Source organism: Serratia proteamaculans, assembly GCF_946227095.1.
GTDB lineage: Bacteria > Pseudomonadota > Gammaproteobacteria > Enterobacterales > Enterobacteriaceae > Serratia > Serratia proteamaculans_E.
Map to the genome: position 1 here is coordinate 242,925 of NZ_CAMISV010000001.1, position 17,471 is coordinate 260,395.

16 protein-coding genes are annotated in these 17,471 nt (G+C 55.5%); 8 read left to right on the top strand and 8 right to left on the bottom strand.

Annotation, left to right across the window (positions count from 1 at the left end; all coding sequences use genetic code 11):
- Positions 1 to 22: 22 nt before the first annotated feature.
- Both OC597_RS01375 and fabF read left to right on the top strand, forming a co-directional pair.
- Complete coding sequence (locus OC597_RS01375; RefSeq protein ID WP_261253497.1) at positions 23 to 550, top strand: winged helix-turn-helix transcriptional regulator; 528 nt, start codon at positions 23 to 25, stop codon at positions 548 to 550.
- A complete protein-coding gene (gene fabF, locus OC597_RS01380) occupies positions 547 to 1,821 on the top strand; it encodes a beta-ketoacyl-ACP synthase II (RefSeq protein WP_262207094.1) in 1,275 nt (424 codons plus the stop codon). Before OC597_RS01375 ends, fabF begins: the two co-directional genes overlap by 4 nt.
- 65 nt (positions 1,822 to 1,886) lie before the next feature.
- On the opposite strand, the gene rmf is transcribed toward fabF, so the two are convergent.
- The 6 genes from rmf to rlmKL all read right to left on the bottom strand — a co-directional run bounded on the left by rmf (position 1,887) and on the right by rlmKL (position 9,937).
- The gene (rmf, locus tag OC597_RS01385; RefSeq protein ID WP_013812328.1) at positions 1,887 to 2,057 is read right to left on the bottom strand and encodes a ribosome modulation factor; all 171 of its coding nucleotides are present in this window, start codon (positions 2,055 to 2,057) and stop codon (positions 1,887 to 1,889) included.
- A 271-nt stretch (positions 2,058 to 2,328) separates the two neighbouring features.
- The gene (gene pqiC / locus OC597_RS01390; protein ID WP_099061712.1) at positions 2,329 to 2,886 is read right to left on the bottom strand and encodes a membrane integrity-associated transporter subunit PqiC; all 558 of its coding nucleotides are present in this window, start codon (positions 2,884 to 2,886) and stop codon (positions 2,329 to 2,331) included.
- Positions 2,883 to 4,529, bottom strand: a complete 1,647-nt coding sequence (pqiB, locus tag OC597_RS01395; protein WP_262207097.1) for an intermembrane transport protein PqiB — start codon at positions 4,527 to 4,529, stop codon at positions 2,883 to 2,885. The genes pqiC and pqiB overlap by 4 nt, the downstream gene beginning before the upstream one ends.
- Positions 4,516 to 5,832, bottom strand: a complete 1,317-nt coding sequence (pqiA, locus tag OC597_RS01400) for a membrane integrity-associated transporter subunit PqiA (protein ID WP_262207099.1) — start codon at positions 5,830 to 5,832, stop codon at positions 4,516 to 4,518. The genes pqiB and pqiA overlap by 14 nt, the downstream gene beginning before the upstream one ends.
- Before the next feature lie 74 nt (positions 5,833 to 5,906).
- On the bottom strand, positions 5,907 to 7,811 hold the full coding sequence (locus OC597_RS01405) for an ABC transporter ATP-binding protein (protein WP_262207100.1): 1,905 nt from the start codon (positions 7,809 to 7,811) through the stop codon (positions 5,907 to 5,909).
- 5 nt (positions 7,812 to 7,816) lie between these two features.
- Positions 7,817 to 9,937 carry a bifunctional 23S rRNA (guanine(2069)-N(7))-methyltransferase RlmK/23S rRNA (guanine(2445)-N(2))-methyltransferase RlmL gene (rlmKL, locus tag OC597_RS01410; protein WP_262207525.1) on the bottom strand — a complete coding sequence of 707 codons (2,121 nt, stop codon included), beginning with the start codon at positions 9,935 to 9,937 and terminating at the stop codon, positions 7,817 to 7,819.
- A 103-nt stretch (positions 9,938 to 10,040) separates the two neighbouring features.
- Between rlmKL and OC597_RS01415 the strand changes: the two genes are divergently transcribed.
- Entirely contained in the window at positions 10,041 to 11,144 is a 1,104-nt protein-coding gene (locus OC597_RS01415; RefSeq protein WP_261253486.1) for a YcbX family protein, read from the top strand.
- Positions 11,145 to 11,150: 6 nt separating this feature from the next.
- Here the strand turns inward: OC597_RS01415 and OC597_RS01420 are convergent, their stop codons facing one another.
- A complete protein-coding gene (locus OC597_RS01420) occupies positions 11,151 to 11,699 on the bottom strand; it encodes a cell division protein ZapC (RefSeq protein ID WP_012006168.1) in 549 nt (182 codons plus the stop codon).
- Between the two features lie 175 nt (positions 11,700 to 11,874).
- Positions 11,875 to 12,885: a quinone-dependent dihydroorotate dehydrogenase gene (pyrD, locus tag OC597_RS01425; RefSeq protein WP_261285150.1), complete on the bottom strand. Its 1,011-nt coding sequence runs from the start codon at positions 12,883 to 12,885 to the stop codon at positions 11,875 to 11,877.
- 259 nt (positions 12,886 to 13,144) lie between these two features.
- Between pyrD and ssuE the strand changes: the two genes are divergently transcribed.
- The 5 genes from ssuE to ssuB are packed head-to-tail and all read left to right on the top strand — an operon-like array spanning position 13,145 to position 17,455.
- A complete protein-coding gene (gene ssuE / locus OC597_RS01430; RefSeq protein ID WP_261253480.1) occupies positions 13,145 to 13,723 on the top strand; it encodes an NADPH-dependent FMN reductase in 579 nt (192 codons plus the stop codon).
- A 25-nt stretch (positions 13,724 to 13,748) separates the two neighbouring features.
- Entirely contained in the window at positions 13,749 to 14,714 is a 966-nt protein-coding gene (locus tag OC597_RS01435) for a sulfonate ABC transporter substrate-binding protein (protein WP_261284140.1), read from the top strand.
- A 16-nt stretch (positions 14,715 to 14,730) separates the two neighbouring features.
- Entirely contained in the window at positions 14,731 to 15,879 is a 1,149-nt protein-coding gene (gene ssuD / locus OC597_RS01440; RefSeq protein WP_262207102.1) for an FMNH2-dependent alkanesulfonate monooxygenase, read from the top strand.
- A gap of 11 nt (positions 15,880 to 15,890) precedes the next feature.
- Positions 15,891 to 16,685, top strand: a complete 795-nt coding sequence (gene ssuC, locus OC597_RS01445) for an aliphatic sulfonate ABC transporter permease SsuC (RefSeq protein ID WP_261253433.1) — start codon at positions 15,891 to 15,893, stop codon at positions 16,683 to 16,685.
- Positions 16,682 to 17,455, top strand: coding sequence for an aliphatic sulfonates ABC transporter ATP-binding protein (gene ssuB / locus OC597_RS01450; protein WP_261253424.1), 774 nt, complete (start codon positions 16,682 to 16,684; stop codon positions 17,453 to 17,455). Before ssuC ends, ssuB begins: the two co-directional genes overlap by 4 nt.
- Positions 17,456 to 17,471: the final 16 nt, after the last annotated feature.

Consider the following 17,471-nt stretch of genomic DNA (forward strand, 5'->3'; position numbering starts at 1 on the left):
TGTAGTTACCAAGAGGTGTGTCATGCAAAAAACTCGTTTTGATAACATGCCATGCCCGGTAGCTCGCTCACTGGACCGCGTCGGAGAATGGTGGAGCATCCTGATACTTCGCGATGCGTTTCATGGCTTGTCCAGGTTTGATCAGTTCCAGCAAAGCCTGGGGCTTTCGCCCACCATATTGACCCGTCGCCTGAAGTATCTGGTAGAAAGCGGTATTTTGCATAAACAGCGCTATCAAACACGGCCGGTACGCTACGAATATTTGCTCACTGAGCGTGGCAAAGATTTTTTCCCGGTACTTGCGGCCCTGTTTCACTGGGGTAATACCCACCTGGCCGATGACGGCATCAGCGCCGAACTGGTCGATCGTCGTACCGGGCAAGTAATACGCCCTCAACTGATCGACAGCATTACTCAGCAACCCATCGCGTTGCATAATATTACTTTAGCGCCAGGGCCGGCAGCGACCGACGGTATGCGCCGGCGTGCAGCCCTGATGCAGCAGAACCTTTCTGCATTTCCCCCTGAATCATCCAAGGAGTCACTATGAACACTCGTCGTATAGTCATTACCGGCATGGGCGCCGTTTCGCCACTGGGATGCGGCGTAGAGGCTATCTGGCAGCGTCTGCTGAACGGCCAGTCCGGCATTCGCCCATTGCCAGAAGAGATCGTTGCCGACCTGCAGGTGAAAATCGGTGGTCAGGTACCCACATTAGAACAGGATGCCGAAGCGGGTTTCGATCCCGATCTTTCGGTTGCCCCCAAAGACCAGAAGAAAATGGATCGCTTTATCCTGCTCGCCATGGCAGCGGCCGATGAGGCCATCCGCCAGGCGGGCTGGACCGCAGACACGGAAGATAAACAGGAACGCACTGCAACCGTGATCGCTTCCGGCATTGGCGGTTTTCCGGCTATCGCCCACGCGGTACGCACCACCGACAGCCGCGGTGCCAAACGCCTGTCACCTTTCACCATCCCCTCATTCCTGGTTAATCTGGCCGCCGGCCATGTGTCGATTAAACACCAGTTCAAGGGCCCAATTGGCGCCCCGGTGACAGCCTGTGCCGCAGGCGTACAAGCCATTGGCGATGCCGTACGCATGATTCGTAACGATGAGGCGGATATCGCGCTGTGTGGCGGTACAGAAGCCGCTATCGACACAGTCAGCCTGGGAGGCTTTGCGGCAGCGCGCGCCATGTCCACAACGGAGCCAGCAGCCGCGGCCACAGCCTCACGGCCTTTTGACAGCGCACGTAACGGTTTTGTTATGGGTGAAGGCGCCGGCATGCTGGTAATTGAGACACTGGAACATGCTCTGGCTCGTGGTGCAACGCCACTGGCGGAAATTGTTGGCTATGGCACCAGCGCCGACGCTTACCACATGACCTCGGGTGCCGAGGATGGCGATGGTGCCTACCGTGCCATGAAGATTGCGCTCAAGCAGGCTGGCGTAACGCCAGAGCAGGTTCAGCACCTGAACGCCCATGCAACTTCGACCCCCGTAGGTGACTTGGGGGAAATTAATGCCATCAAGCATCTGTTCGGTACCAACGGTAGTGTAGCGGTGACGTCGACCAAGTCAGCAACCGGTCATTTACTGGGCGCCGCTGGCGGCCTGGAAACCATCTTTACTGCACTGGCGCTACGCGATCAGATTGCCCCGGCCACGCTGAATCTGGAAAGTCCGGATCCGGCGGCAGAAGGGCTACACCTGGTCGCGAACAAGGCACAACCCATGGCCATAAGCTATGCACTGTCAAACGGCTTTGGCTTTGGTGGTGTGAATGCGAGTATTTTGCTGAAACGCTGGCAGGGGTAATATTGCCTGAAACAAAAACCTCCGCGCTGGGCGGAGGTTGTTCCTTTTATTTGACAGGGAGCCGCTTAAGCGGTCACAGCCCTGTCTTCCATGGCTTCTCGCCAACCTCCCAGCCATTGAGACCGGCTGTCCACAGTCGTTTTATAAGGACAAAGATCTTTCGGATGTCCTAAAATACCTGCCTGATAACCTTTCGAATGCGCCCTTTCCAGACGATCGCGTTTCTGTCTCTTCATGCCTCGTTTCCCTCAATTTTTGGTCTGGTGGAAAGAAAACAATGGCTGCTTTTTGTGCAGCCACATTTAAGCAATAGCGCTAAATGGCGGGAAGATCAATGCGCAAAATTCACGCCAATGTCATATTTGTGAGCTACGCCCGAAGAATTTGCTAAGTGGCTGATAGGCAGGAGATAAGTTAACTTATTGAAATCAAATAAAAACCCCTTGCGACGAGAAATTTCACTGTTTCTCACCGCAAGGGGTTAGATCGTTTTAGTACAAATTATTTCTAAAAACGCCCCGCCTGTGCGGCAATGTCCTGGGCTTCTTGCTGCCACCCTTGTGCCAATGTCCGCACCAAAGCATCGTAGCCGTCTTCACCCTGCTTAAGTTCCAGGCTGAACGGCCGTTTGGTCAGATTGCCCTGATGATTCAGCACCCACTCGCCGCGAATGATCGCCTTGCCGTCAAAACGGCCATGGAAGCCGCTGATGGTGACGTTCAGTACATCCTGCTCGCTGCTCATCGGTTGCGAGGACACCACCCAACCCGGCAGCGCACTGCTCAGGTTGGTGACCAGCGTCTGCTGCAACTGTTGATCAAGCGGGCTGGCCCACAGGTTGTTCTGGGCAATAACGTACTGCACGTCATTGGTCTGATAAACCACACCGCTTTGCGCCAGGTAATCCGCCACGCTAACGTGCTCCAGCCAAAGCTGGCGCGACGTCGTGCTGCCGCTGACCTGCGCCGGCGTGCCCAACGCCGGCAGTTGATAGTAGGTCTTCTGTGGGGTGCTGCTACAGGCGCTGAGTAACAGCGCCAGGGCTACCGGAATCCATTTCATCATTTATTGGCCTTCTTCGGCTGAGGATCGTTACTGCCCGCGGCTTCAAATACCAGCGCGTTGCTCTTTTCGTTCAGGGTACGCAGCACCGGCTGCAGTTCACGCAGTACCTGATCGAGACGTTGCATATCGCCAACCATCTTGTTGTAGGCCGGAGAACCAGGCTGGAACCCTTTCATGCTGCGGTTCAGTTCCTGCAAGGTTTTCTGCATATCCTGCGGCAGCGCCTTCATCTCTCTGCTGGCAATGATGTCATTCAGCGACTGCATGGTTTTCTGCGTCGTCTGCATGGTCTTCTGACTTTCTGCCAGCGTTTTGGTCGCTTCATTGATCATCGGATTCAACGGCATCGAGTTGATTTTATCCAGCGTCTGCATCAATTTCTGCTGGATCTGCGCCAAACCGCCACTGGTGGTTGGCATCAGACGATAACCAAACAGCTCACGCGGCCCTTTGTAAGGTTTCTCTTGCGGATAGAAATCCAGATCGATATACAACGAACCCGTAAGCAGATTGGCAGATTTCAACGAGGCACGCATGCCACGTGATTCGGCGTCTTTTAAATGACTCTCAAAGTCGAAGTTACCCCCCAACTGCTTCTGGAAGCGATCGGGTTCGATACGGATCAGCACCGGAATACGGTAGTCGTTGTCCAAACGCTGTGCCATCCCCTCTTTGTAGAACGGCACCTGCGATACCGTACCCAGGCGGATACCGCGGAATTCCACCGGCGCGCCAGGCTGCAGGCCGCGAATCGAATCGGAGAAGAACATCAGGTAGTCCTGATGAACGGTATACAGCGAATCCTGGATGCTGCGCTGGTTGTCGAACAGATGATACTCCGCTTTCGGTTTCGCCAGTTCACCGCGATCCCAGCCTTCCGGCACGTCAAAGCTGACGCCACCGCTGAACAAGGTCGCTAGCGAGCCCATTTCCACCCGCATTCCCTGTGCCGACATGTCGAATGCCACACCGCTGTCTTTCCAGAATCGAATGTTGCTGGTCACTAGCTGATCGTAAGGCGCGGAGATAAACAACTGATAACGCATCGCGCGCATCTTCGGATCAAAATAGCTGGTTTCTACCGAACCGACGCGGTAACCGCGGAACAGCACCGGATCGCCGGCATTCAACTGGCCGGACTTTTCGCTGTCCAGCACAATGCGTAGCCCTTTGGCATCCGGAGAGGCCAGTGGCGGTGCATCCAGCAGTTGATAGTCGCCCTTGCCTGTTTTGCCTTTGTTACCTGGCTGCAGTTCGATATAGGCACCGGAAAGCAGCGTACCCAATCCGGAAACGCCCCCACGGCCAATCTGCGGCTTCACGACCCAGAAGGCAGAGTCCTGACGCAACAGCTTCTCCATGCCGGTGTTAAGGCGCGCCTCTACCACCACCTTGCTCAAGTCTTCGCTCAGAGTCACCGTTTCCACGACCCCGACGTCAACACTGCGGCTTTTGATTTTGGTTTTACCCGCTTCCAGCCCTTCTGCGGTGGTGGTCACCAGGGTGACTACCGGCCCCTGGTGGCTGAAATGGTAAAACAGGATCCAGGCGCCGATCAGTGCGGTGACAATCGGGATGATCCACACTGGCGACCAGCGTTTGATCTTCTCAACGTCCGCGACGCTATGATTATTTTCCGTCACCTTGCGGCTCCTTTTTTATTGTTTCGTTTACGCGATCCCAGGTTAGCCGAGGATCAAACGTCATGGCTGCAAACATAGTGAGGATCACTACCATGGCGAACAACAGCGCGCCAATGTCAGGATAAATGCTCATCAATTGTCCCATCCGTACCAATGCCGAAAGCACGGCAATAACAAACACATCAATCATTGACCAGCGGCCAACAAATTCAACCACTTCATAAATCAGGTGCATACGTTCGCTGTCGGCCCGGGCTTTACCGGTGCCGTTAGCATCCCAACACAGCCAGCCAATCGCCATCATTTTCAGCGAAGGCACCATAATACTGGCGATGAAGATCACCATCGCCACCGGGTAAGATCCTTCCCCCCACAGCAGGATCACCCCAGCCATGATGGTGGATGTCAGTTTGTTGCCCAGCGCCTCGGTGACCATGATAGGCATCAGGTTAGCCGGAATATACAGCAGGATAGAGGTGAGCAGCAGCGCCAGCGTCCATTGCAGGCTGTGACGGCGGCGCACATAACCACGGGAATGACAGCGCGGACACCGGGTCAGTTCCGCTGGCAAAATCGCCGTACAGCATTGGCAGGAGCGCAGCCCCTGACGCAACCCGGTACGCCCTACTTCCATGGGACGATCGAGGCGCGGGGCCGGTTCAATGTCATTCCACAGCCAGCGGCGATCGACACACTGGAAGGCGCGCACCTGCAGCAGGCAAAACAGGCAGTACGGCACAAAGCTGCTGCCGACACCAATATCGCCATAAGCCATCAGCTTGACGAAGCTGACCAGTACGCCGGCCAGGAAAATCTCCACCATGCACCAGGTTTTAAACTGGAACAGCATTTTGGCCATCCACTCTTTCAGCCCCTTGGGGATGGGCACTTTAGCGCACAGCAGAATAATGGCCAGCATGCAGAATGCCGGGATCAGTTGAACAAACACCATAAACAGCGTGGCCATGCTGGCGTAGTCTTCCGCCACCATCACCTGCGGGATTTGGATCAGTTTGATTTCGTTACCGAGTCCGGCAACGCGCATATTGATAAACGGGAAAATATTCGCCAGCAGCAGCATAAACAGGGCGCTGAGGGCGTAACCGATCGGCCGCTTACGCGGTTCTTCCCAGCGGGAGCTGAGGGTCGTTTTACAACGCGGGCATACCGCTTTTGAACCATATGCCAGCGGCGGCAATGCCACCAGCATGTCGCACTGCGGACACAACATCAGATTGTCCTGTTGCTGTGTTGCGTGCGTTGCATGACTGTGCTGCTCGTGATTCTCGTGGGAACACACCATATTCCTCCTTAACAACGTTGCTCACCGGTACGGCAATACCGCCCGCAGCAGCGCGCGGGCGGTATTCTCAACGGTTAGCCGTTTTTCATCGCTTCCAACTCTTCCCAACGGGCAAAGGCTTCTTCCAATGCCCCTTCGGCTGTGGCCAGCGCAGTCAGCACCTGTTGCGTTTCACTGTGAGGACGCGTGAAGAAATCAGCATCACTCATTTGTGCCTGCAACGCTTCAATTTCCGCTTCCAACTGCTCAAGGCGTTGTGGCAACTGCTCCAGCTCACGTAACAGGTTATAGCTCAGTTTAGCCACGGTTTTCTTCGGCTGTTCAGCCTTTTTTTCTGCCGCCGGCTTGTTCTGATCGGCCGCTACCTGGCGGATTGGTTTTGCCGTCGCACGTTGATGGTGCGCATCGTAATAACCGCCGACGAAGGTGCTGATCGCACCGTTGCCTTCAAAGATCCAGCATTCTGTCACTGAGTTATCAACGAACTGACGATCGTGACTCACCAACAGTACGGTACCCTGGTAGCCGTCGATCAACTCTTCCAGCAATTCCAGCGTTTCGACGTCAAGATCGTTGGTTGGTTCATCGAGAATCAATAAGTTACTCGGCTTCAGGAACAGCTTAGCCAGCAACAGGCGATTGCGCTCACCGCCAGACAAGGCTTTCACCGGCGTCATCGCCCGTTTAGGGTGGAACAGGAAGTCCTGCAGATAACCCAGCACGTGACGAGAACGGCCGTTGACCAACACTTCCTGCTTACCTTCCGCCAGGTTGTCCATCACGGTACGTTCCGGATCCAGATCGGCGCGGTGCTGGTCGAAGTAGGCCACTTCCAGCTTGGTACCACAATGCACGCGGCCGCTGTCGGCTTTCAACTGGCTGAGCATCAATTTCAGCAACGTCGTTTTACCGCAGCCGTTCGGGCCAACCAGGGCAATCTTGTCGCCACGCTGTACCTGGGCGGAAAAATTGCGCACCAGCACTTTGCCGCCAACCTGATAGTTAACGTCTTCCATCTCAAACACGATCTTGCCGGAGCGTACGGCCTCTTCCACCTGCATCTTGGCGGTACCCATCACTTCACGACGTTCCGAACGCTCGTTACGCAATGCCTTCAGGGCACGTACGCGGCCTTCGTTACGGGTACGACGCGCCTTGATGCCCTGACGGATCCACACTTCTTCCTGCGCCAGCTTGCGGTCAAATTCGGCGTTTTGCAGCTCTTCTACCCGCAGCGCTTCTTCCTTGCTCAGCAGATACAGATCGTAGTTACCCGGCCAGGACACCAGCTTGCCGCGGTCGAGATCGACAATGCGCGTCGCCATGTTGCGGATAAAGGAACGGTCGTGGGAAATGAATACGATGCTGCCCTGGAACTCTTTCAGGAAGCCTTCCAGCCAGTCGATGGTTGAAATATCCAGGTGGTTGGTCGGTTCGTCGAGCAGCAATACGCGCGGAGAGCTGACCAGCGCACGGCCCAGCGCCGCTTTACGCAACCAGCCGCCGGAGAGCGAGGAAAGCTCTGCATCTCCGTTCAGGCCCAACTGCAACAACACTTCGCTGATGCGGCTATCGAGCTGCCACAGACCCTGGTGATCGAGGATCTCCATAATCTGCGCCATGCGTGTCAGGTTTCTTTCGCTTGGGTCGGTTTCCACCAGATGCGAAATCGCGTGATACGCTTTCAGGTGTTCTGCCTGTTCGGCTACCCCTTCGGCCACAAAATCAAACACCGTACCGCCGATATTACGCGGGGGATCCTGTTGCAGACGCGCCACAATCAGATCTTGCTCGTAAGTCACCCGGCCATCATCCAACGGAATTTCTTTACCGAGGATCTTCAGCAGCGTGGATTTACCGGCGCCATTGCGCCCAACCAGACAAACGCGTTCGTTGTCTTCGATATGAATTTCGGTGTTGTCTAAAAGTGGCGCATCGCTGAAGGACAGCCAGGCACCGGACATGCTAATTAACGACATAGTAATTATTTTCCTTCGCCGGCGTGGGTGACCAGCCAGCAGTTATGAATTTGACGGTTACGGGCAAAGTCCTGTGACTGCGTCTGGGCGGTGATTTCTTTCGCCTCCAGACCCAATGCGCTCAGGCCGGCCATATCCATCTGGAAACCGCGCTTGTTGTTCGAGAACATGATGGTCCCGTTACGACGCAGCAACCGTTTCAAATCTTGCATCAGCGCCAGGTGATCGCGCTGAACGTCAAAAGTGTTCTCCATACGCTTGGAGTTGGAGAAGGTCGGCGGATCGATAAAGATCACGTCGAATTGTTCGTCGGCATTTTGCATCCATGACAGGCAGTCCGCATGGATCAATCTGTGCTGTTTGCCCGTCAGGCCGTTAACCCGCAAGTTTTTCTCCGCCCATTCCAGATAGGTACGCGACATATCCACGGTAGTGGTACTACGCGCGCCCCCCAGCCCAGCATGCACACTGGCGGTACCGGTATAGGCGAACAGGTTGAGGAAGTCTTTGCCTTTGCTCATTTCACCCAGCATGCGACGGGCAATGCGGTGATCGAGGAACAGACCGGTATCGAGATAATCGGTCAGGTTAACCCACAGCTTGGCGTTAAATTCTTCCACCAGCAGGAACTCGCCCTTCTGCGCCAGTTTTTCGTACTGGTTTTTGCCTTTCTGGCGCTCACGGGTTTTCAGGATCAGCTGGTTGGACGGCAATTCCAGCACCGCCAGCGTGGCGTTGATCACGTCGAACAGACGTTGACGAGCCTTCTGTACATCAATGGTTTTCGGCGGCGCATATTCCTGTACCACTACCTTGCTGCCGTAGCGATCCACCGCCACGTTATAGTCTGGCAGGTCGGCATCGTACAAACGGTAGCACTCAATGCCCTGCTGCTTGGCCCACTTATCAAGCTTCTTCAGGTTTTTGCGCAGGCGGTTGGCAAAATCTTCCGCCACCTGTACACCACCGGCACCCAGCGGGTTTTCCGCCAGCTGGTAGTTTTTCTGCACGCAGTCCAACGGACCGTTTTTGGCTTTGAACTGGCGATCGGCACGCAACTGCAGGCAACTCAGCAACTCCGGTGAGGCGCTGAACAGCGACAACTGCCAGCCACCAAAAGCGCTCTTCATGATACGGCCCAACATATTATGCAAGGCAATCAGCGCCGGTTCACTTTCCAGACGCTCACCGTACGGCGGGTTACAAACTACGGTACCCGTCGGGCCTTCCGGCAGTGGGTTGGTCAGTTTGGCTACGTCATTGACGTTAAAGGTAATCAGTTCGGCGACGCCGGCTCGACGGGCGTTACCGCGTGCCATTTCAATCACCCGACGATCGATATCAGAACCGAAGAAACGCGAGGTGGTTTCCTGCAGGCCGCTGCGGGCACGTTCCTGTGCTTCGGTGATCACTTCACGCCACAGATCGACGTTGTGACCATTCCAGGCGGTAAAGCCCCAGTGTTGACGGTGCAGGCCCGGTGCACGGTCAGAAGCAATCATCGCCGCTTCGATCAACAGGGTGCCCGAACCACACATTGGATCCAGCATTGGCGTGCCCGGCTGCCAGCCAGAACGCTGCACAATCGCCGCTGCCAGACTTTCTTTCAACGGTGCCTGACCGGTCAGGTCACGGTAACCACGCTGGTGCAGCCCCTCACCGCTGAGATCAAGCGCCACGCTGGCCATATCGCGCTGCAGGAACACATTGACGCGAATGTCCGGCTGCTGCTTAGCCACCGTCGGGCGCTGTTCGATCTTGCGGGTAAAGCTGTCGACAATGGCGTCCTTGACCTTCAACGCGCCATACTGGCTGTTGCGGATCTCTTCGTTAACGCCACTGAAGTGAACAGCGAAGGTTTTATCCACACCAAAGATACTGGTCCAGTCGATCGCCTGTACGCCCAGGTACAGATCCAGATCGCTGTGTACGCGGAATTCGTTCAGCGGCAGCAAAATACGTGAGGCCAAACGGCTCCACAGCAAGCTTTGGTACAGAAGACGATCGTCACCCTGAAAATGTACCCCACCCTGTACGACTTTACAGGCGTGAGCGCCCAGCGCTTCGAGTTCGCTTTTTAACAGTTCTTCCAGTCCACGCGCCGTGCTGGCAAACAGAGAGTTCATATCGTACTTATCACCAAAAAGAAAATTGTTGCGCATTATAGCTAATCCAGACCGCTTGTCATAAAGTTGCTCCCTTCTATTTAATAATCGCACGGGGATCAGGGTGATTACGCTAGCCAAACTTTACGTTCATCCGGTTAAATCGCTTCGAGGTTTGCAGCTTTCTCACGCTCAGGTTTCCAGTAGTGGCCTGGCTTTCGATCGTACCTTTATGATCACCGAGCCGGATGGCACCTTTATTACTGCGCGCCAATATCCGCAAATGGTGCTGTTCACCCCGGCACTGTTGGCAGACGGTCTGTTCCTGACCGCGCCAGACGGAGAGAGCGCCGCCATCCGCTTCAGTGATTTCGCCGCCGAGGCGCAACCGACCGAAGTTTGGGGCAACCATTTTACCGCCCTGATTGCACCGCAAGCGATTAATAGCTGGCTGAGCGGCTATTTCCAACGTGAAGTACAATTGCGTTGGCTCGGCCCGGAACTGACCCGTCGCGTTAAAAAACACCCGGAAATTCCCCTGTCCTTCGCCGACGGCTACCCTTACCTGCTGATTAACGAAGCCTCATTCAATGATTTGCAGCAACGCTGCCCTGGTAGCATCAAGCCGGAACAATTCCGACCTAATCTGGTGGTGACCGGTGCCAGCGCCTGGGCCGAAGACGGCTGGCAGGTGATCCGTGTCGGTGACGTGATGTTTGACCTGGTGAAGCCCTGCAGCCGCTGTGTGCTGACCACCGTCAGCACCGAACGTGGGCGTAAGCATCCGAGTGGCGAACCGCTGAGTACCTTGCAGAAATTCCGCACCGCCGACAACGGCGATGTCGATTTTGGCCAGAATATGGTGGCGCGCAACAGTGGGATTATCCGCGTCGGCGATGCAGTGGAAGTGTTATCCACCAAGCCGCCACGCCCTTATGGCGCAGGTAAAGTGGTTGAGAGCGTGCAGGCACCGCAGGACAGTACGCAAAGCGTCACTATCGACTACGCGGGAACGGTGTTTACCGGCAATAACCAGCAGATCTTGTTAGAGCAGTTGGAACAGCAAGGGCTCCGCGTGCCTTACTCGTGCCGTGCGGGGATTTGCGGAAGCTGTCGCATAACCTTGGTCAGTGGCGAAGTGGCGCCGCTGAAGAAAAGTGCGGTGGCCAACAATGGCACCATCCTCTCCTGCAGCTGTATTCCAAAAAGCGATTTGACGCTGGCGTAATGGGTCTTACATCGCCCTGTCGTAAGCCGGAGCTGAGGCTTCATCCTGCGCACAGGGTTTAAGGCGATCGTGCATCACTTTAATGGCATCACCCAGCACCATGGTGCGGCCGGCCAGTGACAGCTGATTTTGCGCCAGCAGGCAAAGGCTGGCGTTATCGCCGGCTTCCACCACCAGCAAGCGGGCTTCAATGCCGCTTTCCATCACCTTTACCGCCGCCAGTTCGCCGTTCTTCGGCTGCAACGGATAATGTTGCTGAGAGAAATGCCAGCTTTTCGGCATCAGCGGTTTCAGGAAGCGATAAGCCACCAGGGCATTTAATACCAGTTCAGCGCGTTGCTCGTGACTGAGTTTTATCTGTTTGCACTGCTCTTCATAATTAAAATAAAGCGCCGCGTCATCGACACAGAAAGAGCATTCATCGAAGGCATCCGGGGTTAACATTTTGGCTGGGAAACGCGAGCGAAAGATCATCCCATTGGCTAAATCCAGCATTAGCCGATCGTGTTCAGCGTCAAAATACCAACGCCAATTATCGTCAGGTTTTATCTTCATCTCTTATCCTTCTCGCCGCCCATGCCACACTGTATTTACCCTAAAAGGTGATTTTATCACCACTAAAGTCACTTAAACATCGGATAATTCCGCGAACGATATTTATGCTAGTGGACAAAATATAGACGAGCCGGGGGAAGAAATAAACCCCCGGCGGAAAATGAAAGGAAAAATATTAGATGTAGTTAACGATATCTTTAATCAGTCGCGGACCTTTAAAGATAAATCCGGAATAAATTTGCACCAGTGAAGCCCCGGCCGCCATTTTTTCCCGCGCCGCCATCAGGGAATCAATTCCGCCGACGCCGATAATCGGCAAGCGCCCTTGCAACTCCAGCGACAGACGGCGGATCACTTCGGTGCTGCTTGCCTGCAACGGACGACCACTCAGGCCCCCCATTTGCTCACAATAATTCAGCCCCTGGATCAATTTACGATCCAGCGTGGTATTGGTCGCGATCACACCATCTATATTATGACGCACCAAACTGTCGGCTATTTGGATCAATTCCTCTTCAGAAAGATCCGGCGCGATCTTTACGGCTACCGGCACATATTTGTGATGCCGCGCATGTAATTCCTGCTGCTTATTTTTAATCGCCGCCAGAAGATCGTCCAACGCCTCACCGTACTGTAAGGATCGTAATCCCGGAGTATTAGGTGACGAAATGTTAATCGCGATATAACCGGCATACGGATAAACTTTATCCATGCAGATCAGATAATCGTCTTTTCCTTGCTCAACCGGGGTATCTTTATTTTTGCCGATATTAATCCCCAGAATACCGCCGAAATGGGATTTCTTAACGTTTTCAACCAGATTATCCACGCCGAGGTTATTAAAGCCCATGCGATTGATCAGGCCTTCTGCTTCCACAATACGGAACAGACGCGGCTTGTCGTTGCCCGCCTGCGGGCGCGGCGTCACGGTGCCAACTTCGACAGAGCCAAAACCCATGGCGCCAAAAGCATCGATGCACTCGCCGTCTTTATCCAGACCGGCGGCCAAACCCAATGGGTTTTTAAATGAGAGCCCCATGCAGCTTACCGGCTTGGTCGGCACAGACTGACGAATGAGAAATTCTAACGGGGTGCCGCTGACACGGCGGAGCTGCTGAAAAGTCAATTCATGCGCACGCTCGGGATCGAGCTGGAACAACGCTTTTCTGATGAGGGGGTAGTACATGTACTCTCCTGATTTCCCGGTTGCAAACCGGGGGCGTATTATCCGGTATCCCCTGCCCAATTGGAATTGATTAAAAGCAAAAAAAGTGTTTTTTACGCAATCGTTTTCCTCCACCCGGGCTCAAACCGCCGCCTATCCGCATTTGTGCATATCAAAATCGAAAAATGAGATTTAAGTAACCCGCCTCTTTGCTGATAGGTTTAAAACACTTCTCGACCATTTTCTGATTAAACCTAACTTTTAGTTATAAGGAGTGGTAATGCGCGTTATATCACTGGCCGGCAGCCCTCGCATCCCATCACGCTCAGCGGCGCTGCTTTCCCTGAGCAAAAACTGGTTGCAACAGCAAGGCGTGGAGGTGATTTCCTATACCCTGCACGACTTTGATGCCGAAGATTTGCTGTACGCCAATTTTAACAGCCCGGCGATCAAAGCCTTTACCGAGCAACTGGCCCAGGCAGATGGCCTGCTGGTCTCTACGCCAGTGTATAAGGCCTCTTTTTCCGGCGCGCTGAAGACCCTGCTGGATCTGCTGCCCGAGCGGGCGCTGGATCATAAGGTGGTATTACCGCTGGCCACCGGCGGCTCCATTGGCCATATGCTGGCGGTGGACTATGCCCTCAAGCCAGTCCTGGCAGCATTGAAAGCACAGGAAGTCCTGCACGGGGTGTTTGCCGATGACAGCCAGGTGGTGCTGGACGGGGAAGCCATCACGCTGTCCGATAACCTTGCCGGTCGGCTGGAAGAAGCATTAGAAAGCTTCTACCTGGCGCTAGGCCGCCGTAAACCGCCGAGAGCCACCACCACCCCATCTCTGTTTGCCCGCCAAACCGCCTGACGGCACAGCCTATAAGGAGATAAGCATGAAACAACCTTCTTTACTAAGACGTTGGTTGGGTGCCAGCGCATTGGCGGGCATCATCTCGCTGGTGTGGATCAATACCGCCAGCGCACAGGATCCGGCGCAGTTTCGCATTGGCTACCAAAAAGGATCGATCAGTCTGGTCCTGGCAAAAACCCACCGGCTGCTTGAACAGCGTTTTCCCAACACCAAAATCAGCTGGATAGAATTCCCAGCAGGCCCACAAATGCTTGAAGCGCTGAACGTCGGCAGTATCGATCTGGGCAGTACCGGTGATATTCCGCCGATCTTCGCTCAGGCCGCCGGGGCGGATCTGTTGTATGTCGGTGTAGAGCCCCCCAAACCCAAGGCGGAAGTGATCCTGGTGCCGGAAAACAGCCCGATCAAGACCGTCGCAGAGCTAAAAGGCCGCAAGGTTGCCTTCCAGAAAGGATCCAGCTCGCACAACCTGCTGCTGCGCTCGCTGCAAAAAGCGGGGCTGAAATTCACCGATATTCAACCGATCTATCTGACCCCGGCCGATGCCCGCGCCGCCTTCCAGCAGGGTAATGTCGATGCCTGGACTATTTGGGATCCCTACTATTCCGCGGCATTGTTGCAGGGCGGCGTGCGGGTGCTGGGTGACGGCACCGATCTGAACCAAACCGGCTCCTTCTATTTGGCGGTGCGCCCCTATGCCGAGGCCAACGGGCCATTTATTCAACAGGTGCTCGATACCCTGACACAGGCCGATGCGCTAACCCTGAGTGACCGCGCGCAAAGCGTCACACTACTGGCGAATGCCATGGGCTTGCCGGAGAAAGTGATCTCGGCCTATCTGGATCACCGCCCGCCAACGGCCATTAAACCTTTAGATGCACACACCATTGCCGCTCAACAGGAAACTGCCGATCTGTTTTATGCCAACCGTCTGGTACCGGTAAAAGTCGATATCTCACAACGTATTTGGCACCCGAGCGCACCCTAATTTTGGAGAGCTAACAATGAGCCTGAACGTATTCTGGTTTTTACCCACCCACGGAGACGGCCACTATCTTGGCAGTACCGAAGGGGCCCGCAGCGTTGATTACGGCTATTTACAGCAAATTGCCCAGGCCGCCGATCGGCTGGGTTTCGGTGGTGTGTTGATCCCCACCGGTCGTTCATGTGAAGACTCCTGGCTGGTGGCCGCCTCGCTGATCCCGGTCACCCAGCGGTTGAAATTCCTGGTCGCCCTGCGTCCCGGGATTATTTCGCCCACGCTGGCAGCTCGCCAGGCGGCAACGCTGGACCGCCTTTCCAACGGCCGGGCGTTGTTTAATCTGGTCACCGGTGGCGATCCTGAGGAATTGGCGGCGGAAGGCCTGCATTTGAACCACGAAGAACGTTACGAGGCCTCGGCAGAGTTCACCCACGTCTGGCGCAAGGTGCTGGAAGGGGAAACCGTCGACTTCGACGGCAAGCATATCCAGGTGAAGGGGGCAAAGCTGCTGTACCCGCCAGTGCAACAACCCCGTCCGCCGCTGTATTTTGGCGGATCCTCCGCCGCCGCACAGGATCTGGCTGCCGAACAGGTTGAAATGTATCTCACCTGGGGCGAGCCGCCGGCACAGGTCAAAGAAAAAATTGCCGAGGTGCGCGCTAAAGCGGCCGCCAAAGGTCGCCAGGTACGTTTCGGTATTCGTCTGCACGTGATTGTGCGTGAAACCACAGAAGAGGCCTGGCGAGCTGCCGACCGGCTGATCGCCAATCTGGATGAAAAGACCATCGCCGATGCTCAAAAGGCGTTTGCCCGCTTTGACTCTGTGGGGCAACGACGAATGGCGGCATTACACGGCGGCAAGAAAGATAACCTGGAGATCAGCCCCAACCTGTGGACCGGGGTGGGCCTGGTCCGTGGCGGTGCCGGAACCGCGCTGGTTGGCGATGGCCCGACGGTGGCGGCCCGCATGCAGGAATATGCCGACCTGGGCATCGACACCTTTATTTTGTCCGGTTACCCGCACCTTGAAGAAGCCTATCGCGTTGGCGAGCTGTTGTTCCCCCATCTTGACCTGGTGGAAAACGAAGCGCCTGTTCAGCGGCGACCGGTCAAAGCACAGGGCGAAGTGGTGGCCAATATTTATATTCCGCAACAAGCGTCGCAAAGCTGAGGATCTACACTATGGCAAAGGGGACACAACGGATCCTGCACCGGTTAGCGCCCTGGGCATTGCCGGTGGCGCTGGTGATTATCTGGCAGTTTTCCGTAGAGGTCGGCTGGCTGTCGAACCGCATTCTGCCAGCCCCGAGCGCGGTGGTGACCGCCTTTTGGACGCTAACCAAAAGCGGTGAGTTGTGGCAACACCTGACGATCAGCAGTTGGCGCGCGCTGATCGGTTTTAGCATCGGCGGCAGCATTGGGCTGGTGCTGGGCTTTATCACCGGTCTGTCACGCTGGGGCGAACGTCTGCTGGACAGTTCCATGCAGATGATCCGCAACGTACCGCATTTGGCGTTGATCCCACTGGTGATCCTGTGGTTTGGCATCGACGAATCCGCCAAGATTTTTCTGGTGGCGTTGGGCACCCTGTTCCCTATCTATCTGAATACCTATCACGGTATCAAGAATATCGATCCCGACCTGCTTGAAATGGCGCGCAGCTACGGACTCAGTGGCTTCCAGCTATTTGCCCAGGTGGTATTGCCGGGGGCCCTTCCCTCGATCATGGTCGGTGTGCGTTTTGCGTTGGGCTTTATGTGGCTAACGCTGATCGTGGCCGAAACCATTTCTGCCAATTCGGGAATCGGTTATCTGGCGATGAATGCCCGCGAGTTTTTGCAGACCGACGTGGTGGTGGTGGCGATTGTGCTGTACGCGCTGCTCGGCAAGCTGGCAGACGTCAGCGCCCGGTTGCTGGAGCGAGTCTGGCTGCGCTGGCATCCGGCCTATCAACTGAAACAAGGAGAAGCGCTATGACGGCTCCCGCACGCATTCCCCAGGGTACCCCGGTCACGCTGGAGTCGATTGCCAAGCGATACGGTAACCGCACGGTACTCGACAATATCCAGTTACGCATCAGCGCCGGGCAGTTTGTTGCCGTGGTCGGTCGCAGTGGCTGTGGCAAAAGCACCTTGCTGCGTCTGATGGCCGGGCTGGAAAATGCCAGCGGCGGCGCATTACTAAGCGGCAATGCGCCTCTCGCCAGTGCCAGAGACGATACTCGCCTGATGTTTCAGGATGCACGCCTGCTGCCGTGGAAGAAGGTGATCGACAATGTCGGTCTCGGTCTGCGCGGTCATTGGCGTGCCGATGCCTTGCAAGCGCTGGAAGCCGTCGGGCTGGCCGATCGCGCCAATGAGTGGCCTGCGGCGTTGTCCGGCGGGCAAAAACAACGGGTGGCACTGGCACGCGCGTTGATCCATCGGCCACGCTTACTGCTGCTGGATGAACCCCTGGGGGCGCTTGACGCATTAACGCGGATTGAAATGCAGGGGCTTATCGAAGGGCTGTGGCAACAGCATGGTTTTACCGTACTGCTGGTGACCCACGATGTCAGTGAGGCTATTGCGCTGGCGGATCGGGTGATCCTGATTGAAGAAGGCCGTATTGGGTTGGATCTGACCATTGACCTGCCGCGGCCACGCCGGAAGGGATCGACCAAACTGGCGGAACTGGAAGCCGAGGTGCTGGATCGGGTACTGTCACCGCCGCCGCTGGCTGAAACCTCACGTCGGGTAGCGAATTAAATAAGGGACGGCATGC

Bases quoted from the DNA above. Each gene is read 5' to 3' on its own strand.
- OC597_RS01375 (WP_261253497.1), top strand. From the start codon at position 23: ATGCAAAAAACTCGTTTTGATAACATGCCATGCCCGGTAGCTCGCTCA.
- fabF (WP_262207094.1), top strand. From the start codon at position 547: ATGAACACTCGTCGTATAGTCATTACCGGCATGGGCGCCGTTTCGCCA.
- rmf (WP_013812328.1), bottom strand. From the start codon at position 2,057: ATGAAGAGACAGAAACGCGATCGTCTGGAAAGGGCGCATTCGAAAGGT.
- pqiC (WP_099061712.1), bottom strand. From the start codon at position 2,886: ATGATGAAATGGATTCCGGTAGCCCTGGCGCTGTTACTCAGCGCCTGT.
- pqiA (WP_262207099.1), bottom strand. From the start codon at position 5,832: ATGGTGTGTTCCCACGAGAATCACGAGCAGCACAGTCATGCAACGCAC.
- OC597_RS01405 (WP_262207100.1), bottom strand. From the start codon at position 7,811: ATGTCGTTAATTAGCATGTCCGGTGCCTGGCTGTCCTTCAGCGATGCG.
- rlmKL (WP_262207525.1), bottom strand. From the start codon at position 9,937: ATGAACTCTCTGTTTGCCAGCACGGCGCGTGGACTGGAAGAACTGTTA.
- OC597_RS01420 (WP_012006168.1), bottom strand. From the start codon at position 11,699: ATGAAGATAAAACCTGACGATAATTGGCGTTGGTATTTTGACGCTGAA.
- pyrD (WP_261285150.1), bottom strand. From the start codon at position 12,885: ATGTACTACCCCCTCATCAGAAAAGCGTTGTTCCAGCTCGATCCCGAG.
- ssuE (WP_261253480.1), top strand. From the start codon at position 13,145: ATGCGCGTTATATCACTGGCCGGCAGCCCTCGCATCCCATCACGCTCA.
- OC597_RS01435 (WP_261284140.1), top strand. From the start codon at position 13,749: ATGAAACAACCTTCTTTACTAAGACGTTGGTTGGGTGCCAGCGCATTG.
- ssuD (WP_262207102.1), top strand. From the start codon at position 14,731: ATGAGCCTGAACGTATTCTGGTTTTTACCCACCCACGGAGACGGCCAC.
- ssuC (WP_261253433.1), top strand. From the start codon at position 15,891: ATGGCAAAGGGGACACAACGGATCCTGCACCGGTTAGCGCCCTGGGCA.
- ssuB (WP_261253424.1), top strand. From the start codon at position 16,682: ATGACGGCTCCCGCACGCATTCCCCAGGGTACCCCGGTCACGCTGGAG.